The sequence below is a fragment of the Streptomyces sp. NPDC003327 genome, assembly GCF_053589515.1.
In genome coordinates this window covers 90,198-113,548 of the sequence record NZ_JBSFSA010000001.1, presented here as the reverse complement: position 1 = coordinate 113,548, position 23,351 = coordinate 90,198, and the positions used below count along the sequence as shown (strand labels likewise).

General features: G+C 73.6%; 20 protein-coding genes. 12 read left to right on the top strand and 8 right to left on the bottom strand.

Going from position 1 to position 23,351, the window contains the following annotated elements:
- Positions 1-49: 49 nt before the first annotated feature.
- Positions 50-835 (top strand): sulfite exporter TauE/SafE family protein, encoded by a 786-nt coding sequence (locus ACWDVG_RS00555; RefSeq protein ID WP_451694734.1) that lies wholly within the window; start codon positions 50-52, stop codon positions 833-835.
- A gap of 81 nt (positions 836-916) precedes the next feature.
- Here the strand turns inward: ACWDVG_RS00555 and ACWDVG_RS00550 are convergent, their stop codons facing one another.
- The 3 genes from ACWDVG_RS00550 to ACWDVG_RS00540 all read right to left on the bottom strand — a co-directional run bounded on the left by ACWDVG_RS00550 (position 917) and on the right by ACWDVG_RS00540 (position 3,210).
- The gene (locus ACWDVG_RS00550; protein WP_451694732.1) at positions 917-1,537 is read right to left on the bottom strand and encodes a class F sortase; all 621 of its coding nucleotides are present in this window, start codon (positions 1,535-1,537) and stop codon (positions 917-919) included.
- Positions 1,538-1,672: 135 nt separating this feature from the next.
- Positions 1,673-2,179 carry a hypothetical protein gene (locus ACWDVG_RS00545; protein ID WP_451694731.1) on the bottom strand — a complete coding sequence of 169 codons (507 nt, stop codon included), beginning with the start codon at positions 2,177-2,179 and terminating at the stop codon, positions 1,673-1,675.
- 245 nt (positions 2,180-2,424) lie between these two features.
- Positions 2,425-3,210, bottom strand: coding sequence for an aminotransferase class IV (locus ACWDVG_RS00540; protein WP_451694730.1), 786 nt, complete (start codon positions 3,208-3,210; stop codon positions 2,425-2,427).
- 69 nt (positions 3,211-3,279) lie between these two features.
- On the opposite strand from ACWDVG_RS00540, the gene ACWDVG_RS00535 reads away from it, so the two are divergent.
- The 5 genes from ACWDVG_RS00535 to ACWDVG_RS00515 are packed head-to-tail and all read left to right on the top strand — an operon-like array spanning position 3,280 to position 8,324.
- A complete protein-coding gene (locus ACWDVG_RS00535) occupies positions 3,280-3,903 on the top strand; it encodes an NADPH-dependent FMN reductase (protein ID WP_451694728.1) in 624 nt (207 codons plus the stop codon).
- A 12-nt stretch (positions 3,904-3,915) separates the two neighbouring features.
- Positions 3,916-5,649 carry an ABC transporter ATP-binding protein gene (locus tag ACWDVG_RS00530; RefSeq protein WP_451694726.1) on the top strand — a complete coding sequence of 578 codons (1,734 nt, stop codon included), beginning with the start codon at positions 3,916-3,918 and terminating at the stop codon, positions 5,647-5,649.
- On the top strand, positions 5,646-7,553 hold the full coding sequence (locus ACWDVG_RS00525; protein ID WP_451694725.1) for an ABC transporter ATP-binding protein: 1,908 nt from the start codon (positions 5,646-5,648) through the stop codon (positions 7,551-7,553). The genes ACWDVG_RS00530 and ACWDVG_RS00525 overlap by 4 nt, the downstream gene beginning before the upstream one ends.
- Before the next feature lie 19 nt (positions 7,554-7,572).
- Complete coding sequence (gene cutA / locus ACWDVG_RS00520) at positions 7,573-7,908, top strand: divalent-cation tolerance protein CutA (protein WP_451694724.1); 336 nt, start codon at positions 7,573-7,575, stop codon at positions 7,906-7,908.
- A complete protein-coding gene (locus ACWDVG_RS00515; protein WP_451694722.1) occupies positions 7,905-8,324 on the top strand; it encodes a gamma-glutamylcyclotransferase family protein in 420 nt (139 codons plus the stop codon). The genes cutA and ACWDVG_RS00515 overlap by 4 nt, the downstream gene beginning before the upstream one ends.
- On the opposite strand, the gene ACWDVG_RS00510 is transcribed toward ACWDVG_RS00515, so the two are convergent.
- The 3 genes from ACWDVG_RS00510 to ACWDVG_RS00500 all read right to left on the bottom strand — a co-directional run bounded on the left by ACWDVG_RS00510 (position 8,269) and on the right by ACWDVG_RS00500 (position 11,912).
- Complete coding sequence (locus tag ACWDVG_RS00510; protein WP_451694721.1) at positions 8,269-10,386, bottom strand: molybdopterin oxidoreductase family protein; 2,118 nt, start codon at positions 10,384-10,386, stop codon at positions 8,269-8,271. The two genes, ACWDVG_RS00515 and ACWDVG_RS00510, sit on opposite strands and share 56 nt — an antisense overlap.
- 72 nt (positions 10,387-10,458) lie before the next feature.
- Positions 10,459-11,148, bottom strand: coding sequence for a SanA/YdcF family protein (locus ACWDVG_RS00505; RefSeq protein ID WP_451694719.1), 690 nt, complete (start codon positions 11,146-11,148; stop codon positions 10,459-10,461).
- A gap of 41 nt (positions 11,149-11,189) precedes the next feature.
- The gene (locus ACWDVG_RS00500) at positions 11,190-11,912 is read right to left on the bottom strand and encodes an aquaporin (protein ID WP_451694717.1); all 723 of its coding nucleotides are present in this window, start codon (positions 11,910-11,912) and stop codon (positions 11,190-11,192) included.
- 75 nt (positions 11,913-11,987) lie between these two features.
- Between ACWDVG_RS00500 and ACWDVG_RS00495 the strand changes: the two genes are divergently transcribed.
- From ACWDVG_RS00495 to ACWDVG_RS00470, 6 genes are all read left to right on the top strand, one after another.
- Positions 11,988-12,689 (top strand): hypothetical protein, encoded by a 702-nt coding sequence (locus ACWDVG_RS00495; protein ID WP_451694715.1) that lies wholly within the window; start codon positions 11,988-11,990, stop codon positions 12,687-12,689.
- 339 nt (positions 12,690-13,028) lie between these two features.
- Positions 13,029-13,778: a sirohydrochlorin chelatase gene (locus tag ACWDVG_RS00490; protein ID WP_451694713.1), complete on the top strand. Its 750-nt coding sequence runs from the start codon at positions 13,029-13,031 to the stop codon at positions 13,776-13,778.
- Between the two features lie 35 nt (positions 13,779-13,813).
- On the top strand, positions 13,814-15,118 hold the full coding sequence (locus ACWDVG_RS00485; protein WP_451694711.1) for a deoxyguanosinetriphosphate triphosphohydrolase: 1,305 nt from the start codon (positions 13,814-13,816) through the stop codon (positions 15,116-15,118).
- Positions 15,119-15,249: 131 nt separating this feature from the next.
- Positions 15,250-16,509 (top strand): NAD(P)/FAD-dependent oxidoreductase, encoded by a 1,260-nt coding sequence (locus ACWDVG_RS00480; protein ID WP_451694710.1) that lies wholly within the window; start codon positions 15,250-15,252, stop codon positions 16,507-16,509.
- Between the two features lie 29 nt (positions 16,510-16,538).
- A complete protein-coding gene (gene dnaG / locus ACWDVG_RS00475) occupies positions 16,539-18,428 on the top strand; it encodes a DNA primase (protein ID WP_451694708.1) in 1,890 nt (629 codons plus the stop codon).
- A 57-nt stretch (positions 18,429-18,485) separates the two neighbouring features.
- Positions 18,486-19,565, top strand: coding sequence for an RNA polymerase sigma factor (locus ACWDVG_RS00470; RefSeq protein ID WP_451694707.1), 1,080 nt, complete (start codon positions 18,486-18,488; stop codon positions 19,563-19,565).
- Positions 19,566-19,614: 49 nt separating this feature from the next.
- Here ACWDVG_RS00470 and ACWDVG_RS00465 read toward each other — a convergent pair whose 3' ends face one another.
- Complete coding sequence (locus ACWDVG_RS00465) at positions 19,615-21,543, bottom strand: ABC transporter ATP-binding protein (protein WP_451694705.1); 1,929 nt, start codon at positions 21,541-21,543, stop codon at positions 19,615-19,617.
- Positions 21,543-23,276 (bottom strand): ABC transporter ATP-binding protein, encoded by a 1,734-nt coding sequence (locus ACWDVG_RS00460; RefSeq protein ID WP_451694703.1) that lies wholly within the window; start codon positions 23,274-23,276, stop codon positions 21,543-21,545. Before ACWDVG_RS00460 ends, ACWDVG_RS00465 begins: the two co-directional genes overlap by 1 nt.
- Positions 23,277-23,351 lie beyond the last annotated feature (75 nt).

Sequence of the window (23,351 nt, the reverse complement as noted above, 5' to 3'; positions counted from 1 at the left end):
TCCGGCGATCGATGGACGGGGCAACGACCCCCTCCCTAGGCTCGCGATCATGCCCGAGATCACGCTGACCACCCTCGTCCTGCTCTGCCTCGCCGCGCTCGTCGCCGGCTGGATCGACGCGGTCGTGGGCGGGGGCGGACTGCTCCTGCTGCCCGCGCTGCTGCTCGGGCTGCCGAACGTGCCCGCCGCGCACATCCTCGGCACCAACAAGGCCGTCGCCATCGTCGGCACCACCGGGGCCGCCGTCACCTACGCCCGCAGGGCGCCGGTACGGGTCGGGACGGCGGTGCGGATCGGGCTCGCCGCGCTCGCCGGGTCCATGGGCGGCGCGGTCTTCGCCGCCGGGATCAGCAACGAGGTGCTGCGCCCGGTGATCATGGTGGTGCTGCTCGCGGTGGCCGCCTTCGTCATGCTGCGGCCGTCCTTCGGGGCGAAGGCCGAGGGGGAGGAGCGGGCGCCGCTGACCCGGGCCCGGATCGTCACCGCCGTCGTCGTCGTCGGCGGCGGCATCGGCTTCTACGACGGTCTCTTCGGGCCCGGCACCGGAACGTTCCTCGTGCTCGCCCTGACCGCCGTCCTCCACCTGGACCTGGTGACGGCCTCGGCCACCGCCAAGATCGTCAACGTCTGCACCAACGCGGGCGCCCTGGTGACGTTCGCCGTCCAGGGCAGCGTCTACTGGCAGCTCGCCGCCGTCATGGCGGTCTTCAACCTGACGGGCGGGATGCTCGGGGCCCGCATGGCGCTGCGGAAGGGCTCGGAGTTCGTACGGGGGGTGCTGCTCTTCGTCGTCTTCTCGCTGGTCGCGAAGCTCGCCTTCGACCAGTGGAGCTGAGGCCCCGGCCGGGGGTCGGCGCGCGCCCGTCGGGGTCCCGGGCCTGCCGGTCGGGGGCCTCCGGCGCACGCCGACGAGGGTTCAGCGCACGCCGATGAGGTGGCCGAAGGCGACCACGTTCCCCTGGTAGCCGCCGCCCTTCTTCGAGAAGCCGCCGCCGCAGGTGATCACCCGGATCTCGGCCCGGTCCCTCTCGCCGTATACCTTCTCGTCCGGGAACTCGTCGTTCTCGTAGACCTCGACGGCGTCGATCGTGAAGACCGCCGTCCGGCCGTCCTTCCGGTCCACCTCGATCCGGTGGCCCTTCTTCAGGGCGCCGAGCGTGTAGAAGACCGCCGGTCCGTCCGCGTTGTCGACGTGGCCCGCGACGATCGCCGTGCCCTTGGCGCCGGGCGTGGTGCCGTCCTCGTACCAGCCCGCGAGGTTCCGGTCGCCGGCCGGCGGGACGTCGAGGGAGCCGTTCGCGGCGAGGCCGAGCCCGGTCATCGGGGTGTCCACGTCCGTCTCCGGGATGCGCAGCCGCACCGGCTCGGACGGCGGCAGCGGGTCGGCGGCGGCGTCCGTGTGCACGCTGGGGCCTGCGGCGAAGGCCTGGGCGGCGGTCGGCACGGGCGGCGTGACGTCCTGCGAGCCGTTCTGGACGAGCCAGAGGCCCACGCAGGCGGCCACCGCTATGCCCCAGCCCTTGGTCCTGTTGGTCACGTCGGTTCCTCGGTGGTCGTGAAGGTCCTGGTGCGGGGTGCGGCCCTGCCCCCGCACCGGTTCGGGCGCGGGGTGTGGCCCTGCCCCCGCCGGGCCGTCCACGGGCGCGCGGCGGGGGCAGGACGGGCGGTGGTCTCAGAGGCCCTGCGCGCCGCTCGCCCGGCGGCGCAGGAGCCAGACACCGCCGACGGCAGCCGCGGCCAGCACCGCCGCGCCCGCCGTGACCTGGGCGGTGTCGGGGCCGATGCTGCCTCCGACACCGGTCTGGACGTGTCCGCTCGGACCGCGGTGCTTGACGGTCAGGTCGCCCCGGGCCGTCTTGCCGTTGTCGCAGGCGACACTGATCCCGTACGTGCCGGGCTTGGCGTGCTCCGGCACCCTGAACTGTCCGACCACGACCTCCTTGTGCGTGCTCGGGCTCAGCTGGAACTCGCCCGCTCCCAGCGAGTTCGCGTCGCCGACGCCGTGGCCGTGCTTGCCGCAGGCCAGGGTGTTGACGGTGACGGTGGTGCCCGGGGACGCGGACGACGGGTACACCTCCAGCGACTGGAAGTTGTCGGCGTGGGCCAGGGGGGCGGCGAACGCCCCGATCGCGGCGACCGACAGCGCGGTACCGGTGAGCAGGCGGGCAGTGGTGCGCATGGGGGTCCTCCGGGGCGCGCGAGCGGTCATGCCGGTGCGGTCCTCCCGGGAGGGACTTCCCGGGACCGACCTCCTGTGACCGAGATAAGAGCCGTCGCGCGCCCCCCGCCTGCTGATGGGGCATCAGGATTGCGCCGTTCGATACGGTGTGTCGCCTGGATCGCCGGTGTTTGCGCAGGTCAGACGCGGTTACGAGGCGTCAGCTGACGCTCCGTGCCGAACGGGTGACCGGGCCTTGCCGGGAGCTACAGCGCCTCCGCCCCGACCCCCGCGTACGCCGCGTGCACCCGGGCCATCAGCTCCTCGTCCACCGCGTACCCGACCCCGTCGATCGCCGTCACGGGCGCGATGCCCCGTGCGCTGGTGACCAGCGCGGCCCGGTACGAGGGGAGGTCGGCGAGCGTGACCGGGCGGTGCGCCGACGGCAGCAGCGGCTCCAGGAGCGCCATGGTGATCCCGCGCAGGCAGGGGCCGGACGGCCAGACCAGGGACGTGCCGTCCCAGAAGGCGATGTTGGCGACCGCGCCCTCGGCGACCTCGCCGCCCGGGGAGGTCAGCAGCGCCTCGTCGAAGCCCGCCCGGGCGGCCGCTTCGCGGTGGTAGCGCTGGCCGAAGCCGCCCAGGTGCTTCAGGTGCGCCGCCGGGCGCAGGTAGTCGACGGCCGTCAGGCGCTGCGGGGCGCCGGGCCCGTCCGGCGCGGGCGCGGCGACGGTCACCACGACCCGTACGTCCCCGTCCGGGCCGCCCCCGTAGACGTACACGCGGGTCGAGCTGTCCGTCCGGCGGGAGGCGGCGACGGCCTCGGCGACCAGGGCGCGGACCCGGTCGCCGGGCAGCTCCCGGCCGAACAGCTCGCGGGTGGCGCCGTCCAGCCGCGCCAGGTGCAGGCCGAGCCCCTTCACGCGCCCGTCCCGCACCTGCATCGCCGTGAAGTGCCCGTAACCGGACAGCAGCGAGGCGAGGACGGCCGGGTCGGTGGCCGGGGCGCCGTCGATCTGGACGTAGGGGGCGGAGCCGGAGGGGGTCGTCATGGCCTCACCGTACGGCTCGTGAAGGATCCGCTTGACCTCAACCAAAGTTGAGGTACCACGATCGTCGGCATGGACCTCACGAACTCCGCGGCGTCCGCCGCCTCCGCCGCGCCCGCCGCCCCCCTCGCCCTCACCCTCGTCGTCGCCAGCGACCGCGAAGGCCGCTTCGCGCCCGTCCTCGCCGACTGGTTCCGCTCCCGGCTCGCCGAGCGCGACGACTTCGCCGTCACCGTCCTCGACCTCGCCGACGTCGACCTGCCGACCTCCCTCTCGTACGACCCGTCCCCGGCCGTCCGGGCCGAACTCGCCAAGGTCACACCGCTGTTGGAAGAGGCCGACGCCTATGTCGTCCTCACCCCCGAGTACAACCACTCCTTCCCCGCCGCCCTCAAGAACCTCATCGACCGGCACTACACCGAATGGCGGGCCAAGCCCGTCGGCTTCGTCTCCTACGGCGCGATGTCGGGCGGCCTGCGCGCCGTCGAGCAACTCCGTCAGGTCTACGCCGAGATGCACGCCGTCACCATGCGCGACACCGTCACCTTCCCTTTCGCCCACGACCAGTTCGACGAGGACGGCCGGCTGAAGGACCCCACCGGCCCCGAGAACGCCGCCAAGGTCCTCCTCGACCAGCTCGCCTGGTGGGGCCACGCGCTGCGCGACGCCAAGTCCGTCCGCCCGTACGCGGCTTGAGAGGCGCGTCCGATGCTGCCGCGACTCCTCGCCGGGCGCCTGCGCGCCCACCGCCCCGCCCTCGCCTTACTCGCCCTCCTCCAGCTCCTCCAGTCCCTCGCCTCCCTCGCCCTGCCCGCCCTCAACGCCGGCGTCATCGACCACGGCGTCCTGCGCGGCGACACCGGCCGCGTCCTCACCGGCGGCGCCACGATGGCCGGCGTCACCCTCCTCCAGGGCGCCGCCGCGGCCGCCGCCACCTACGTGGCCGCCCGGATCGCCATGGGCCTCGCCCGCGACCTGCGCTCCGAGGTCTTCCGCCGGGTCCAGGACTTCTCCGCCCGGGAGCGCGGCCGGTTCGGCGCCGCCTCCCTCATCACCCGCACCACCAACGACGTCCAGCAGATCCAGACCTTCACCGTCCTCGCCCTGACCCTGCTGGTCCCGGCCCCGCTCCTGTGCGTCGGCGGCCTCGCCCTCGCCCTGCGCCAGGACGTGCCCCTCGCCCTTATCCTGGTCCTCTTCGTCCCCGTCATGGCCGGCGCCGTCGGCACCGTCGTCCTGCGGATGCGGCCCCTCTTCCGCGGCATGCAGACCCGCCTCGACCGGGTCAACCGCGTGCTGCGCGAACAGATCACCGGCGTCCGGGTCGTCCGCGCCTTCGTCCGCGACCACCACGAGCAGGCGCGGTTCGCCGAGGCCAACGACGAACTCCTCGCCGTCGGCCTCCGCGCCGGCCGGCTCCAGGCCGTCATGTTCCCCCTCGTCCTCGTCATCTGGGAACTCACCACCGTCGCCCTCGTCTGGGCCGGAGCCCACCGCATCGACGACGGCACCCTCCACCCCGGCGAACTCGTCGCCTTCCTCGGCTATCTGCTCCAGACGTCGATGGCCGTGATGATGTCCCTGTTCCTCCTCATGCACATGCCCCGCGCCGAGGCCGGAGCCGAACGCGTCCGCGAGGTCCTCGACACCCGGCCCTCCGTCACCGCGCCCGCCGACCCCGTCCGCACCCTCGACGGCCCCGGCCGCCTCGACCTCGAAGGCGTCGGCTTCCGCTACCCCGGCGCCGAGGAACCCGTCCTCACCGACATCGCCCTCACCGCCCGGCCCGGCGAGACCACCGCCGTCGTCGGCTCCACCGGCAGCGGCAAGTCCACCCTCCTCGGCCTCGTCCCCCGCCTCTTCGACGCCACCGAAGGCCGGGTCCTCCTCGACGGCACCGACGTCCGCACCCTCGACCCCGCGCTCACCGCGAGGACCGTCGGCCTCGTCCCCCAGAAGCCGTACCTCTTCTCCGGCACCGTCGCCTCCAACCTCCGGTACGGCAGACCGGACGCCACCGACGCGGAGCTCTGGCACGCCCTGGAGGTCGCCCAGGCCGCCGACTTCGTCCGGGCCCTCGACGCCGGCCTCGACGCCCCCGTCTCCCAGGGCGGCGCCAACCTCTCCGGCGGACAGCGCCAGCGGCTCGCCATCGCCCGCGTCCTCGTCGCCCGCCCCCGCCTCTACCTCTTCGACGACTCCTTCTCCGCCCTCGACGCCACCACCGACGCCCGGCTCCGGCAGGCCCTGCGCCGCGAGACCGCCGACGCCACCGTCGTCCTCGTCGCCCAGCGCGTCTCCACCGTCCGCCACGCCGACCGGATCGTCGTCCTCGACCACGGCAGGACCGTCGGCACCGGCACCCACGACGAACTCCTGCGGACCAACACCACCTACCGCGAGATCGTCCGCTCCCAGCCGACCGAGGAGGAAGCAGCGTGAGCACCGCGACGGCGAACCCGCGCGAGACGAACCCGCCCGCGCCGACGCGGGCCCCCACCGCCCCCGCCCGCACCGGCCCGCCGCCCCAGCGCGACCCCGGCCTCGCCACCCCCACCCTCGAACGCTCCCTGGCCTTCCGCGCCTCCGGCCTCCGCCTCCTGCGCACCCTCGCCCCCGACCGCGCCCGCCTCGCCGCCGTCCTCGCCGCGGGCACCGCCGCCGTCGCCCTCGCCGTCCTCGGCCCCCTGCTCCTCGGCCGCGCCACCGACCTCGTCGTCACCGGGGCCGCCGGCCCCGGCGGCGTCGACTTCGCGGCCGTCGGCCGGGTCCTCGCCCTCTCCGCCGCCGTCGTCGCCGGATCGTCCCTGCTCACCTGGGTCCAGCAGCGCCTCGCCACCACCGTCGTCCAGCGCGCCGGACACCGGCTGCGCGAGCGCGCCCAGGCCAAACTGTCCCGGCTGCCCCTCACGTACCTCGACGGACAGCCGCGCGGAGAGGTCCTCTCCCGCACCACCAACGACATCGACAACATCACCCAGACCCTCCAGCAGGCCTTCAGCCAGATGGTCCGCGCCCTGCTCACCCTCGTCGGCGTCCTCGTGATGATGTTCTGGATCTCCCCGGTGCTCGCCCTCGTCGCCCTCGGCACCGTCCCCGTCTCGCTCGCCGTCGCCGCCCTCGTCGGCCGCCGCGCCCAGCCGCAGTTCGTACGGCAGTGGGCCGTGACCGGCCGCCTCGGCAGCCACGTCGAGGAGACCGTCACCGGCCACGCCGAGGTCGTCGCCTTCGGCCGCCGCGACGACGCCGTCCGCCGCTTCGACGAGCTCGGCGAGGAGCTCTACCGGGCGAGCTTCCGCGCCCAGTTCGTCTCCGGCTTCATCCAGCCCGCGCTCACCCTCGTCGGCAACCTCACCTATGTGCTCATCGCCGTCCTCGGCGGACTGCGCGTGGCCGCCGGCACCCTGACCGTCGGCGACGTCCAGGCCTTCGTCCAGTACTCGTACGAGTTCAACGGCCCCGTCACCCAGGTCGCCGCCATGGCCAACCTCCTCCAGTCCGGAGTCGCCTCCGCCGAACGGGTCTTCGACCTCCTCGACGCCGAGGAGGAGCGGCCCGACCCCGCCGACCCCGAGCGACCCGCCACCGCCGACGGCCCCACCGCCACCCCGCGCGGCCGGGTCACCTTCGAGAACGTCGCCTTCCGCTACGAGCCGGACCGGCCGCTCGTCGACGACCTCTCCCTCACCGTCGAACCCGGCCGCACCGTCGCCGTCGTCGGCCCCACCGGAGCGGGCAAGACCACCCTGGTCAACCTCCTCATGCGATTCCACGAACCCACCGGCGGCCGCATCACCCTCGACGGCGTCGACACCGCCCGCATGACCCGCGAGGACCTGCGCTCCCGCATCGGCACCGTCCTCCAGGACACCTGGCTCTTCGGCGGCACCCTCGCCGACAACATCGCCTACGGCGCGCCCGGCGAGGTTTCCCGCGAGCGGATCGTCGCCGCCGCCCGTGCCGCCCACGCCGACCGGTTCATCCGCACCCTGCCCGACGGCTACGACACCGTCCTCGACGAGGACGGCGGCGGACTCAGCGCCGGCGAACGCCAGCTCGTCGCCCTCGCCCGCGCCTTCCTCGCCGAGCCCGTGATCCTCGTCCTCGACGAGGCCACCAGCTCCCTCGACACCCGCACCGAGCTCCTCGTCCAGCAGGCCATGTCCTCGCTGCGGACCGGCCGCACCAGCTTCGTCGTCGCCCACCGGCTCTCCACCATCCGGGACGCCGACACGATCCTGGTCATGGAGAACGGCGCCGTCGCCGAACAGGGCGGCCACGAGGAACTGCTCGCCAGGGACGGCGCGTACGCCCGGCTGTACCGGGCCCAGTTCGCCGGCGCCTGACGGACAGTACGGTGAGGGCGTGACCACCTCCGCACCCCGCGCCCTCACCGTGACCACCACCACCGACAGCCGGACCAAGGCGGAAGCGCTCGCCCGCGGCGCCGTCGAGGCCCGGCTCGCCGCCTGCGCCCAGGTCTCCGGGCCCGTCACCTCCGTCTACCACTGGCAGCGGGCCATCGAGACCGCCGAGGAGTGGCTGGTCGTGTTCAAGACCGTCGAGGCCCGCTACGAGGCCCTGGAGGCCCACCTCCTGGCCGCCCACGACTACGCGACGCCGGAGATCCTCGCCACCCCCGTCGCCCGGGGCTCCGCCGCCTACCTGGAGTGGCTGGAAACCGAGGCCGGCACCCCGTGACCCTGCCACTCTTCGTCTACGGGACGCTCCGGCCGGGCGCGTACAACCACGACCGCCTCCTCCTCGGCCGCACCGCCGCCGAGGAGGAGGCGCTCCTGCCGGGCGCCCTCCTCCACGACGGCCCCGGATACCCGTACGCCGTGCCGGGCGACGGCACCGTCACCGGCACGCTCGTGACGCCCGCGCCCGACGCGTACGCCGAACTGCTCGCCGCGCTCGACCGGATCGAGGGCGGCGCCGGGTACGTACGGTCCGCCCGCGACGCGCTCCGCGTCCGCGACGGGACCACCGTCCGCGCCTGGGTCTACCTCGCGGCCCCCGGCACCCCCCTCGGGCCGCTCATCGCCACCGGCGACTGGTTCAGCCGGACTCCCCGGCCCCCTCGGCCCGCTCCAGCCGCACCGCGCACACCTTGAACTCGGGCATCCGCGAGACCGGGTCGAGCGCCGGGTTCACCAGGGTGTTCGCCCGGCCCTCACCGCCCCAGTGGAACGGCATGAAGACCGTGTCCGGCCGGATCGCCCCCGTGACCCGCGCCGGTGCCACGGCCCGCCCGCGCCGCGACACCACCGCGACCCGCTCGCCCTCGGCCACCCCGAGCCGCTCCGCGAGCCGCGGGTGCAGCTCCACGAACGGCCCCGGCGCCGCCGCGTTCAGCTCGTCCACCCGCCGGGTCTGCGCCCCCGACTGGTACTGCGACACCACCCGTCCCGTCGTCAGGAGCACCGGGTACTCGGCGTCCGGCTCCTCCGCCGCGGCCCGGTGCACCACCGGCACGAACCGGGCCCGGCCGTCCGCCGTCGCGAACCGGTCGAGGAACAGCCGGGGCGTGCCGCCGTGGTCGGGCTCGCCCGCGCCGGTCCCGGGACAGGGCCAGAAGACGCCCTGCTCCTCCTCGATGCGCCGGTAGCTGATGCCCGAGTAGTCCGCGGGACCGCCCGCCGACGCCCGGCGCAGCTCCTCGAAGACCTCCTCCGGGTCGGCCGGGAACCCCTTCTCCCAGCCGAGCAGCCCGGCGAGCCCGTGCAGCACCTCCAGGTCGCTGCGGACCCCGGCGGGCGGGGTCAGGGCCCGGCGGCGCAGCAGCACCCTGCCCTCCAGGTTGGTCATGGTGCCGGTCTCCTCGGCCCACTGCGTCACCGGCAGGACGACGTCGGCGAGCGCGGCGGTCTCGGAGAGGACGACGTCGGCGACGGCCAGGAAGTCCAGGGAGCGCAGCCGTTCCTCGACGTGGGCCGCGTGCGGGGCGGACACCACCGGGTTGGAGCCCATCAGGAGCAGGGCCCTGACGTCCCCGCCGAGTGCGTCGAGGAGCTCGTACGCACTGCGGCCCGGCCCCGGCAGCGACTCCGGCGCCACCCCCCACACCCCGGCGACGTGCGCCCGGGCGGCCGGGTCGTCGAGCTTGCGGTAGCCGGGCAGCTGGTCGGCCTTCTGGCCGTGCTCGCGGCCGCCCTGGCCGTTGCCCTGCCCGGTGAGGCAGCCGTAGCCGCTGAGCGGCCGGCCCGCCCGGCCGGTCGCCAGGCAGAGGTTGATCCAGGCGCCGACGGTGTCGACGCCCTTCGACTGCTGCTCGGGGCCGCGGGCCGTGAGCACCATCGCGTTCTCGGCGTCGCAGAACGTCCGCACGGCGTCCCGCAGCAGCGGGACCGGCACGCCGGTGATCCGCTCGACCAGCTCGGGCCAGTGGGACATCGCCCCGGCGCGGGCCGCCTCCCACCCCTCCGTGCGCTCCCGCACGAACTCCTCGTCCACCCGGCCCTCGGCGACGACGAGGTGCAGCAGCCCGAGGGCGAGCGCGAGGTCGGTGCCGGGGCGGGGCGCCAGGTGGAGGTCGGCCTGCTCGGCCGTCCGCGTGCGGCGGGGGTCGACGACGATCAGCTTCCCGCCGTTCTCCCGCAGCTCCGTGAGGTAGCGCAGGGCGGGCGGCATCGTCTCGGCCAGGTTGGAGCCGACGAGGATCACGCAGCCGGTCCGCGGGATGTCCTCCAGCGGGAACGGCAGCCCCCGGTCGAGCCCGAAGGCGCGCTGGTGGGCGGCGGCCGCCGACGACATGCAGAACCGGCCGTTGTAGTCGATCTGCGAGGTGCCGAGGACGAGCCGGGCGAACTTGCCGAGGGCGTACGCCTTCTCGTTGGTGAGGCCGCCGCCGCCGAAGACCCCCACGGCGTCGGGGCCGTGGTCGGCGCGGGTGAGGCGAAGCCCCTCGGCGACGGCGACGAGTGCCTCCTCCCAGGACGCGGGCTCCAGGGCCCCCGAGTCAGGGCGACGAATCAGGGGCTCGGTGAGCCTGACCCGGGAGGAGAGTACGGACGGGGCGGTGCGGCCCTTGCCGCAGAGCGCGCCCCGGTTGACCGGGAAGTCGGTCCGCTCGACCACCTCGGCGGGCAGCTCCGGCGCGCCGGTCGGGCGGAGCGACATGCCGCACTGCAGCGAGCAGTAGGGGCAGTGGGTGGGAACGGCGGTGACCTCGGACATGTCGCCATCGTGCGTCGGCCGTGTTACGCGGGACGGCGTCCCGTATTACAACTGCGGTGCTCCCCGCTCGCTTCAGGGCCGCCCGGCGGGTGAGGCGAGGGCCTCCGTGACGCCGGGCTCCCGCGGGCCGAGGAAGCGGGGGTCCGGGCGCAGGCCCGCGTCGAGGGCGGCCTTGGCCGCGGCGAACACCTCGCGGGTGGTGCCGTAGTACCAGGTGCGGTCGTGGGGCTCGGCGACCCCGACGCCGTACGCGTCGACGCCCGCGGCGTCACAGAGCGCGACCGCCCGCTTGATGTGGAAGTCCTGGGTGACGAGGACCGCCCGGTCGACCCCGAAGACCTTCCGGGCCCGCACGCAGGAGTCCCAGGTGTCGAAGCCCGCGTGGTCGCTGACGATCCGGGCGTCCGGCACCCCGCGCTCGGTGAGGTAGGTCCGCATGGCGCTCGGCTCGTCGTACGCGGTCCTGCTGTTGTCGCCGGTGACGAGGAGGACCCGGACCTTGCCGGTCCGGTAGAGCTCGGCGGCGGTGTCCAGCCGGTGCGCCAGGTACGGGGTGGGGCGGCCCTTCCACAGTCCGGCGCCGAAGACGAGGGCGACGTCCCGGGCGGGGACGTCCGCGGTGGTGCGGAGCTTCCCCGCGGCGGCGGTGTGCATCCAGGTCGCCGGGGCGAGCGCGAGGACCGCCCCGAGCATCACGGCCTGGACGGTGCGGCGGCGGGCCCGGGTGGAGCGGGGGAGCCAGCGGCTGAACCGTGCCGGCATGCGGGGACCTCCCTGGGTCGGGGTGGGGCGGTGACGTGCTGTCACCCCGTCCGACGCGATCCGGCCGCGTTCGGTTCGGTGGACGCCCGTTCTGTTCCGTAGAGCACACCGGCCAGGACCATGCCGAGCAGCATGCCGAGGAGCTGGGCGGCGGCGAAGGCGGGCACGGAGGCGGGGGCGATGCCGGTGAACGAGTCCGTGAGGGCCCGGCCGGCGGTGGCCGCCGGGTTGGCGAAGGAGCCGGAGGAGGTGAACCAGATCGCGGCGCCGATGTAGGTGGCGACCGCGACCGGCGCGAGCTGGGGGCGGCCGGTGTGCCGCAGGCCCTGGACGACGAGGACAAGACCGGCGGTGGCGACGGCCTCGCCGAGCAGGAGGTGCGGCTCCGAGCGTGGCGCGGTCGCCCAGGCGCCGGGCGTCCGCCCGAACATGGCCTCGGCGAGCAGGGCGCCCGCGACGGCGCCCGCGAGCTGCGCGGCGATGTAGACGAGGGCGTCCCTGCCCCCGTCGCGGGGTCGGCGCGACCACCACTCGGAGAGCGTCACGACGGGGTTGAAGTGGGCGCCGGAGAGCGGACCGAGCAGGGCGATGAGCAGGCCGAGCCCGAGGGCGGAGGCGAGGGCGTTGGCGAGCAGCCGGACGCCGATGTCCTGGCTGAGGGAGTCGGCGCGGATGCCGGAACCGACGACGACGGCGACGAGCGAGGCGGTGCCGATGAACTCGGCTGCGGCGCGCCGGGGGAGCGACGCGGGGGACATTCTCATGACGGAAAAGATATTCCGTTATCCGGAAGGAAAAAAGAGGGCAGGGGTACGCGGGCGGACCCGTACGATCTGCGGATGATCACCACAGAGGTCCTCGGGGACGCGGTCCGGAACAACGCCGAGTGGTGCCAGGCCATGTGCCGCGCCCACGGCCTCACCGGCACCTTCGGACCACGCGCCTGGACCAGCGCCCGCCGCACCCCGCTCTACTACCCGGACGCGGTGACGCTGACCGGTGACGCGGACGTCCGGGACGTCCTCGACGGCATCGACCGCACCGCCCCCGGCGCCTCCGTCAAGGACAGCCACGCCCGCCTGGACCTGGCCGCCGAGGGCTTCCGGCTGCTCTTCGAGGCCCGGTGGATCCACCGCCCCGCCGGACTCCCGGCCCCCGCCGTCACCGGCGACTGGCGCCCCGTCCGCACCCCCGCCGAACTCACCGCCTGGGCCCTCGCCCGCAGCGGCGGCGACACCGACGAGGCCGCCCTCTTCCCGCCCGGGCTCCTCGACGACCCGGCGACCACCCTCGTCGCGGGCCACGCCGCCGACGGGCGCGTCCTCGGCGGCGCGGTGCTCAGCGCGAGCGCCCGCGTCACCGGCGTCTCCAACGTCTTCGTGACCGGCGACACCGACCCCTCCTTCAGCTGGGCCGGCGCCCTCGCGGCCGCCCCCGCCGACCGGCCCGTCGTCGGCTACGAGTCGGGCGACGACCTGCCCCCCGCCCGGGCCGCCGGCTTCGAGGAGATCGGCCCCCTCCGGATCTGGCTGGACGCCTGACGGCGCCCGCGCCCCGCCCGGGCCGCGCGCCTTCGAGCCTCACGGCCGGGCGCCCCGCCTCCCCGCCCGCCTGACACTTCACGCCCCCCGCGCGTGAGGCCGCGGAAACACGGCCGTGAGACCACGGAAAGAAGCCGTGACCCCCGCGCAACGGACAGGCAACGTACGCCCGACACGATCGGTACGAGACGGAGCCGGACGACACGCCCCCCCGCCACCGGCCCCGGCCGGACCCCGGACCGGCGCCCGCTCCGGCCCGGCCGCCGTACGCATCCGTACGCATCCGTACGCATCCGTACGACGCCCCGGCCGGGAAGCCCGAGGAGGAGGTACCCACCCATGCACACCCGCACCCGCCCCACCCTCGTCGCCGTCGGCCACGGCAGCCGCGACCCCCGCGCCCGCGCCACCCTCACCCGGCTCCTCGACCGCGTCCGCGAGCTGCGCCCCCGGCTCGACGTCCGCCTCGCCCACATCGAGATCGACACCCCCCGCCTCGACGAGACCCTCGCCGACCTCGCCGCCGAGGGCCGCGAGGCGATCCTCGTCCCCCTCCTCTTCGCCCGCGGCTACCACGTCACCCACGACCTGCCCGCCGCCGTCGCCGCCGCTCCCGCCACCCTCCGCGCCCGGATCGCCGACCCCCTCGGCGCGCACCCCCTCCTCGCCGAGGCCCTCGCCGACCGGCTCACCGAGGCCGGCTGGACCCCCGGCGACACGGACTCCACCGGCGTCGTCCTCGCCTCCGCGGGCTCCCGCGACCCCCGCGTCGCCGACGACATCCACCGGATCGCCGGCCTCCTCGGCGAACGCCTCGGCGGCGTCCCCGTCGTCCCGGCCTACGCCTCCGCCGCCGCGCCCACCGTCCCCGAGGCGCTGCGCGCCCTCGCCGCCCGCGGCCGCCACCGGATCGCCGTCGCCTCCTGCTTCACCGCCCCCGGCCTCTTCGCCACCCGCAGCGCCGCCCACGCCCCCTGGATCGCCTCCGACCCCCTCGGCGCCCACCCCGCCCTTGCCCGACTGCTCCTGCGCCGCTACGACCTCGCCGCCCGCACCTCCGTTCCCGTACGAGAACTCGTCACGATCTGAGCCCTTCTGTCGGTCCCTCCGGTTACCGTCGACCCATGGAAGGCATCACGGAACCCACGTCACAGGACACTCCCGGCTACGACCCGACCGCCACCGCACGCTGGGCCGCAGAGCCCGACAAACGCCCCGGCCGCACCGCCTTCCAGCGCGACCGCGCCCGCGTCCTGCACTCCGCCGCCCTCCGCAGGCTCGCCGGCAAGACGCAGGTGGTCACCCCCGGCACCCGCAGCCACGCCTGGGACGCCAGCCCCCGCACCCGGCTCACCCACTCCCTGGAGTGCGCCCAGGTCGGCCGCGAACTGGGCGCCGCCCTCGGCTGCGACCCCGACCTCGTCGAAGCCGCCTGCCTCTCCCACGACATGGGCCACCCGCCCTTCGGGCACAACGGCGAGCAGGCGCTCAACGACGTCGCCAAGGACTGCGGCGGCTTCGAGGGCAACGCCCAGTCGCTGCGCCTCCTCACCCGCATCGAGCCCAAGCGCTTCGTCACGGACGCCGAAGGCGACCTCGTCAGCGTCGGCCTCAACCTCACCCGGGCCGCCCTCGACGCCGCCACCAAGTACCCCTGGCCGCGCGGCGGCCACCCCGAGGACCCCGGCTCGCCGAAGTTCGGCGTGTACGAGGACGACCTGCCCGTCTTCGCCTGGATCCGCGAAGGCGCCCCCGCCGACCGCAAGTGCTTCGAGGCCCAGGTCATGGACTGGTCCGACGACGTCGCCTACTCCGTCCACGACTTCGAGGACGGCCTGCACGCCGGACACGTCGACCCCAACCTCCTCCTCGCCGACCCCGAGCGCGCCGACATCTGGCGGGTCGCCGTCGGCCGCTACGTACCCGAGGACACCGACCCGCAGGAGCTCGCCGAAGCCCTCGACCGGCTCCTCGACCAGGAGTGGTGGCCGCACGGCTACGACGGCTCGGCCGTCGCCCAGGCCCGCCTCAAGGACGCCACCAGCCAGCTCATCGGCCGCTTCTGCCTCGCCGCCGAGACCGCCACCCGCCGCGCGTACGGCCCCGGCCCCCTCACCCGCTACGGCGCGGAGCTCGTCGTCCCCCGCGAGACCCGCAACGAATGCGCCGTCCTCAAGGCCGTCGCCGACCGGTACGTCATACAGCGCGCCGAACAGGAGGCCCTCCGCGCCGACCAGCGGATCGTCGTCGCCGAACTCGCCGAGGCCCTCGTCGCCCGCGCCCCCGACGGCCTCGAACCCCAGTTCAGGACCCTCTTCGACGCCGCCCCCGACGACCGCGCCCGCAAGCGGGTCGTCGTCGACCAGATCGCCTCCCTCACCGACGCCTCCGCCCGCACCCTCCACGACCGCCTCCGGTCCCACCGGTAGCCGCAACCCCCAGGCCCTCTTCCGCCACCCCGCTCCGTACGGGACCCTCGCAGGCACGCCCCCGAGGCGGTACGGCCCGGGGAACTCCCGGGGGCGTAGGTTGGAAGCGGTCGCAACGAGGAGGAAACGACGTGGTCGACGCAGATCAGACCTTTGTCATCGTCGGAGGGGGCCTGGCCGGGGCCAAGGCGGCGGAGACCCTGCGCGCCGAGGGCTTCAACGGCAGAGTGATCCTCATCGGCGACGAACGCGACCACCCCTACGAGCGCCCACCGCTCTCCAAGGGCTACCTCACCGGCGCCAAGGACCGCGACACCGTCTTCGTCCACGACGCCGCCTGGTACGCGAGCCACGACATCGAACTCCACCTCGGCCAGTCCGTCACCGCCGTCGACCGCGAGGCCCACACCGTCCGCCTCGGCGACGGCACCGTCATCCGCTACGACAAGCTGCTCCTCGCCACCGGCTCCGAGCCCCGCCGCCTCGACGTCCCCGGCACCGAACTCGCCGGCGTCCACCACCTGCGCCGGCTCGCCCACGCCGACAGGCTCCGCCAGGTCCTCGCCGGCCTCGGCCGCGACAACGGCCACCTGGTCGTCGCGGGCGCCGGCTGGATCGGCCTGGAGGTCGCCGCCGCCGCCCGCGGCTACGGCGCCGAGGTCACCGTCGTCGAGTCCGACCCCACCCCCCTCCACCGGGTCCTCGGCCCCGAACTCGGCCAGCTCTTCGCCGACCTCCACACCGACCACGGCGTCCGCTTCCACTTCGGCGCCCGGCTCACCGAGATCGTCGGCCAGGACGGCATGGTCCTCGCCGTCCGCACCGACGACGGCGAGGAGCACCCCGCCCACGCCGTCCTCGCCGCCATCGGCGCCGCCCCCCGCGCCGCCCTCGCCGAGAACGCCGGCCTCGCCCTCGTCGACCGGGCCGACGGCGGCGGCATCGCCGTCGACGAGTCCCTGCGCACCTCCGACCCCGACATCTACGCCGCCGGGGACGTCGCCGCCGCCCACCACCCGCTGCTCCACACCCGGCTCCGCGTCGAGCACTGGGCCAACGCCCTCAACGGCGGCCCCGCCGCCGCCCGCGCCATGCTCGGCCAGACCGTCTCCTACGACCGGGTGCCGTACTTCTTCACCGACCAGTACGACCTCGGCATGGAGTACTCCGGCTGGGCGCCCCCCGGCTCGTACGACCAGGTCGTCGTCCGCGGCGACACCGGGAAGCGCGAGTTCATCGCCTTCTGGCTCAAGGAGGGCCGCGTCCTCGCCGGGATGAACGTGAACGTGTGGGACGTCACAGAGCCCGTCCAGCAGCTCATCCGCTCCCGCACGGCCGTGGACCCGGAGGCCCTCGCCAACCCCTCCGTACCCCTGGAGAGCCTGGTCTGACCGTCGCCGGCCCCACGTAGACTTCATGCGTGGCAGGCAGGATCAACGATGACGACGTGAAGGCGGTACGGGACGCGGTCCCGATCGACGCCGTCGTGTCCGAGTACCTCCAGCTCCGCAACGCGGGCGGCGGCAACCTCAAGGGCCTCTGCCCCTTCCACGACGAGAAGTCGCCCTCCTTCCAGGTCAGCCCCAGCAAGGGACTCTTCCACTGCTTCGGCTGCCAGGAAGGCGGCGACACCATCGCCTTCGTGATGAAGATCGACCACCTCTCCTTCTCGGAGACGGTCGAGCGCCTCGCCGCCAAGGCGGGCATCACCCTGCGGTACGAAGAGGGCGGCTACAACCCCGGCCATCAGCGCGGCGAACGCATCCGCCTGGTCGAGGCCCACAAGGTCGCCGCCCGGTTCTACGCCGACCAACTCGACTCCCCCGAGGCCGAGATCGGCCGGAAGTTCCTCGCCGAGCGCGGCTTCGACCAGGCCGCCGCCGAACACTTCGGCGTCGGCTACTCCCCGGCCGGCTGGGACCACCTCACCCGCTTCCTGCGCGGCAAGGGCTTCTCCGACAAGGAACTCGTCCTCTCCGGCCTCTCCCAGGACGGCCGCCGCGGCCCCATCGACCGCTTCCGCGGCCGCCTCATGTGGCCCATCCGCGACGTCGGCGGCGACGTCGTCGGCTTCGGCGCCCGCAAGCTCCGCGAGGACGACACCGGCCCCAAGTACCTCAACACCCCCGAGACGCCGATCTACAAGAAGTCCCAGGTGCTCTACGGCATCGACCTGGCGAAGAAGGACATCGCCAAGGTCAGCCGCGCCGTCGTCGTCGAGGGCTACACCGACGTCATGGCCTGCCACCTCGCCGGCGTCACCACCGCCATCGCCACCTGCGGCACCGCCTTCGGCGGCGACCACATCAAGATCCTCCGCCGCCTCCTCATGGACAACGGCTCGGCCCGCGTCATCTTCACCTTCGACGGCGACGCCGCCGGCCAGAAGGCCGCCCTGCGGGCCTTCGAGGACGACCAGAAGTTCGCCGCCGAGACGTACATCGCCATCGCCCCCGACGGCATGGACCCCTGCGACCTCCGCCTCGCCAAGGGCGACGAGGCCGTCGTCGACCTCGTCCAGCCCCGCACCCCGCTCTTCGAGTTCGCCCTCCGCCAGATCGTGAACCGGTACGACCTGGAGACCCCCGCGGGCCGCGCCGCCGCCCTCGACGAGGCCGCCCCCGTCGTCGCCCGCATCAAGAACATCGCCTCCCAGCACGAGGTCGCCGTCCAGCTCGCCGGCATGCTCGGCATCCTCGACACCCAGTTCGTCGTCCGCCGCGTCGCCCAGATCGCCCGCTGGCAGCGGCAGGGCGGTGAGCGCGGCCCGAGCCGCCAGCAGCCCCGGCGGACGTACGACACCCCCGCCCCGGCCGCCGCCCCCTCCGGCCCCGCGCTCAACCTCCGCAGCCCCGCCCACCGCACCGAACGCGAACTCCTCAAGCTCGCCCTGCAGCGGCCCGAACTGGTCTCCCCGGCCTTCGACGCCTACGGGACCGACGAGTTCACCGCACCGCCCTACGCCGCCGTCCGCCAGTGCATCCAGGACGCGGGCGGCGCCACCGGCGCCCCCTCCGACTACCTCGACGCCGTCCGCGAGGCCGCCCCCAACGACACCGTCCGCGCCCTCGTGACCGAACTCGCCGTCGAGACGATCTTCGCCAAGTCCGTCGACGAGGCCTACGCGGGCGACCAGCTCGTCACCGTCCGCCTCCGCGCCGTCGACCGCCGCATCCGCGACGTCCAGGGCACCCTCGCCCGGCTCGGCGCCCACGGCGACCCCGAGCAGGTCGCCGCCGTGCAGAACGAACTGTGGGTGCTCACCCAGTACGGCCAGTCCCTGCGGAACAACGGCGCCGCCGCCCTCTGACACACGTTCGGTCACGGTCCGGACTCAAAAAGTCACCGCACGCCCCTCGTGGGGGCGATGTGTCGTACCCCACACTGGGTGACGGAGCCGTTCCGCCCCTCCTGGAGGTCGCCCGCCGTGCAGACCGAGATCCGGACCGTGTCGCAGGAGCCGTCCCCCGAGGAGCCGGACGAGCCGCCGGAGATCCCCGTCCAGCGCCGCCGCCCCGACCTCGGCGGAGGCAACGGCCCTTCCTCGGACCTCTTCCGCCAGTACCTCCGCGAGATCGGCCGCATCCCGCTCCTCAGCGCCGAGGAGGAGGTAGAACTCGCCCGCCGCGTCGAGGCCGGACTCCTCGCCGAGGAGAAGCTCGCCACCACCCCCGACCTGGACACGCAACTGGCTATCGACCTGGACCGGCTCGTCGTCCTCGGCCGGATCGCCAAGCGCAAGCTCATCGAGGCCAACCTCCGCCTCGTCGTCTCCGTCGCCAAGCGGTACGTCGGCCGCGGCCTCACCATGCTCGACCTCGTCCAGGAGGGGAACCTCGGCCTCATCCGGGCCGTCGAGAAGTTCGACTACGCGCGCGGCTACAAGTTCTCCACGTACGCCACCTGGTGGATCCGCCAGGCCATGTCCCGGGCCCTCGCCGACCAGGCCCGGACCATCCGCGTCCCCGTCCACGTCGTCGAACTCATCAACCGGGTCATCCGCGTCCAGCGCCGCATGCTCCAGGAACGCGGCTACGAACCCACCGCCCACGAGGTCGCCGCCCAGCTCGACCTCGCCCCCGAACGCGTCGGCGAGGTCCTCCGCCTCGCCCAGGAACCCGTCTCCCTGCACGCACCCGTCGGCGAGGAGGAGGACGTCGCCCTCGGTGACCTCATCGAGGACGGCGACGCCGCCTCGCCCGTCGAGTCCGCCGCCTTCCTGCTGCTCCGACGCCACCTGGACGACGTCCTCTCCACCCTCGGCGAACGCGAACGCAAGGTCGTCCAGCTCCGCTACGGCCTCGACGACGGCCGGCCGCGCACCCTGGAGGAGATAGGGCAGCTCTTCGGCGTCACCCGCGAACGCATCCGCCAGATCGAGTCCAAGACCCTCGGCAAACTCCGCGCCCACGCCTACGCCGACCAGCTGCGCGGCTACCTCGACTGAGGGGCGGCCCGCGCGCGGACCGCCCCCCGATCGACCGGCCGCCCCCGGCTCAGTCGACCTCGACGACCGCCTGCGCGAACTGCGCCGCGTACAGCCGGGCGTACGCCCCGCCCGAGGCCAACAGCTCCTCGTGCGTGCCCTGTTCGACGATCGAGCCGTCCTCCATCACCAGGATCACGTCCGCGTCCCGGATCGTGGAGAGCCGGTGCGCGATCACGAACGAGGTCCGCCCGTGCGCGAGCCGGGCCATCGCCTTCTGGATGAGGACCTCGGTCCGGGTGTCCACCGAACTGGTCGCCTCGTCCAGGACGAGGATCACCGGGTCCGAGAGGAACGCCCGCGCGATGGTGATCAGCTGCTTCTCGCCCGCGCTGACCCCGGCCCCGTCGTCGTCGATGACCGTGTCGTACCCCTCGGGCAGCGTGCGCACGAACCGGTCCGCGTGCGCGGCCCGCGCCGCCTCCTCGATCTCCGCCCGGGTCACCTCGCGCGTCGCGCCGTACGCGATGTTGTCCGCGATCGTCCCGCCGAAGAGCCAGGTGTCCTGGAGGACCATGCCGATCCCCGCGCGCAGCTCCTCCCGGGACATCCTCGCGATGTCGACCCCGTCGAGCGTGATGCGCCCGCCGGTCACCTCGTAGAACCGCATGAGGAGGTTGACCAGGGTCGTCTTGCCCGCGCCCGTCGGACCGACGATCGCGACCGTCTGCCCCGGCTCCACCGCCAGCGACAGGCCCTCGATGAGCGGCTTGTCCGGCTGGTAGCGGAACGAGACGTCCTCCAGGGCCACCCGGCCCTTCAGCTCGCTCGGCCGCTCGCTCCGCGGGGCGTCCGGCTCTTGCTCCTCGGCGTCGAGCAGCTCGAAGATCCGCTCGGCCGAGGCCACGCCCGACTGCACCAGGTTCGCCATCGACGCGACCTGCGTCAGCGGCATCGAGAACTGGCGCGAGTACTGGATGAACGCCTGCACGTCACCGATGGAGAGCGTGCCGCTCGCCACCCGCAGCCCGCCGACGACCGCCACGAGCACGTAGTTGATGTTCGAGATGAAGAACATCACCGGCTGCATCACACCGCTGTTGAACTGCGCCCTGAACCCGGCCTCGTACAGCGCCTCGTTCTGCGTGCGGAAGTCCGCGGCGGACTCGTCCTGCCGGCCGAAGACCTTCACCAGGGTGTGCCCGGTGTACATCTCCTCCACGTGCGCGTTGAGCGCGCCCGTCGTCTTCCACTGCTGGATGAAGTGCGGCTGCGAGCGCTTGCCGATCCGCGCCGCGACGAACACCGACAGCGGCACCGTCACCAGGGCCACCAGCGCGAGCAGCGGCGAGATCCAGAACATCATCGCCAGCACGCCGACGATCGTGAGCAGCGAGTTGATCAGCTGGCCCATCGACTGCTGGAGCGTCTGCGAGATGTTGTCGATGTCGTTCGTCGCCCGGGAGAGCACCTCGCCGCGCTTCGCCTTGTCGAAGTACGACAGCGGCAGCCGCGCCAGCTTCGTCTGGACGTCCTCCCGCATCCGGTAGACCGTCCGGTTGATCACCCGGATCGACATCCGGGTCGACACCAGCATCAGCAGGCCCGCCGCCACGTACACGGCGAGGACCCACAGCAGGACCGAGCCGACCGCGCCGAAGTCGATGCCCTCGCCGGGGACGAAGTCGACGCCGGAGAGCATGTCGGCCATGCCGTCGTCACCGGCCGCCCGCAGCCCCGCGAGCGCCTCCTCCTTCGTCGTACCGGCGTCGAGTCCGCGCCCGATCACGCCCGCGAAGACGAGGTCGGTCGCCCTGCCGAGGATCTTCGGCCCGACCACCGAGCCCGCCACCGAGAGCAGACAGGCGAGCAGCATCAGCCACAGCGCGCCGCGCTCGGGCGCGAGCTGCCGCAGCAGCCGCCGGCTCGACCCCTTGAAGTCCATCGACCGCTGGTCGGGGCCGCCACCGGCCATCATGCGTCCGCCAGGACCGGCCATCAGGCTGCCTCCGCCTCGGTCAGCTGGGAGAGCACGATCTCCCGGTACGTCTCGTTCTCCGCCATCAGCTCGTGGTGCCGTCCGGAGCCCACGACCCGGCCCTCGTCGAGGACGACGATCCGGTCGGCGTCCCGGATCGTCGACACCCGCTGGGCCACGATCACCACGGTCGCGTCGGCCGTCTCCCGGGAGAGCGCCTCGCGCAGCAGCGCGTCGGTGGTGTAGTCGAGCGCCGAGAAGGAGTCGTCGAAGAGGTAGATCTCCGGCTTCTGCACGAGCGTCCGCGCGATCGCGAGCCGCTGCCGCTGACCGCCGGACACGTTCGTGCCGCCCTGCGCGATCGGCGCGTCCAGGCCCTGCTCCAGACCTCGTACGAACTCGGCGGCCTGCGCGACCTCCAGCGCGTGCCACAGCTCCTCGTCGGTCGCGTCCGGCTTGCCGTACCGCAGGTTCGTCGCCACCGTCCCCGAGAAGAGGTACGGCTTCTGCGGCACCAGCCCCACGGTCCGCGCCATCAGCGCCGGGTCGATCCGCCGCACGTCGACGCCGTCGACGAGGACCTCGCCGCCGGTCGCGTCGAACAGCCGCGGCACGAGCCCGAGCAGGGTCGACTTGCCGCTGCCCGTCGAGCCGATGATCGCGGTGGTCTCCCCGGGCCGGGCGACCAGCTCCACGTCCCGGAGGACGGACTCCTCCGCGCCCGGGTACCGGAAGTCCGCGCTCCTGACCTCCAGGTGCCCGCGCCGCTCCAGGGCGCGCACCGGCTCGGTGGGCGGCACGACGCTCGACGCGGTCGCGAGGACCTCCTCGATCCGCTCGGCGCACACCTCGGCCCGCGGCACCATCATGAACATGAAGGTGGCCATCATGACCGCCATCACGATCTGCAGCAGATAGGCGAGGAAGGCGGTCAGCGCGCCGATCTGCATCGCACCGCTGTCGATGCGGTGGGCGCCGAACCAGACGACGGCGACGCTGGAGATGTTCACGACCGTCATGACCGTCGGGAACATCAGCGCCATCAGCCGGCCGGTCGCCATCGACACGTCGGTCAGATCGGTGTTGGCCCCGCGGAAGCGCTCCTCCTCGTACCCGTCCTTCACGAAGGCCCGGATGACGCGGTTGCCGGTGATCTGCTCGCGCAGCACCCGGTTCACCGTGTCGAGCCGCTCCTGCATGGTCCGGAACAGCGGCCGCATCCGGCGCACGATCAGCGACACCGCGACGCCGAGCACCGGCACCACCGCGAGCAGCACGCCCGACAACGGCACGTCCAGGCCGAGGGCCATCACGATGCCGCCGACACACATGATGGGCGCGGAGACCATCAGGGTGAATCCCATCAGGACCAGCATCTGGACCTGCTGCACGTCATTGGTCGTACGGGTGATCAGCGAGGGCGCGCCGAAGTGCCCGAGCTCGCGGGCGGAGAACGACTGCACCCGGTCGAAGACGGCTCCGCGCACGTCCCGGCCGAGCGCCGAGGCGGTGCGGGCACCGTAGTAGACGGCGCCGATGTTGCAGACGCCCTGGACGACGGAGACGCCGACCATCAGGGCGCCGAACCGCAGGATGTAGCCGGTGTCGCCGTTCACGACGCCGTCGTCGATGATGTCGGCGTTCAGCGTCGGCAGGTAGAGGCTCGCGCAGGTCGCAAGGAACTGGAGCAGGACGAGCAGGGCGATGGGTTTTCGATAGGGCCGCAGGTGGGTTCGGAGAAGTCTTATGAGCACGGCTCCTACTATCGCCCGCGGCCCCGCGGCGTTACGACTCGGTTTCGCCGCCCGGGTGGGGGCGTGTCGTCGCCG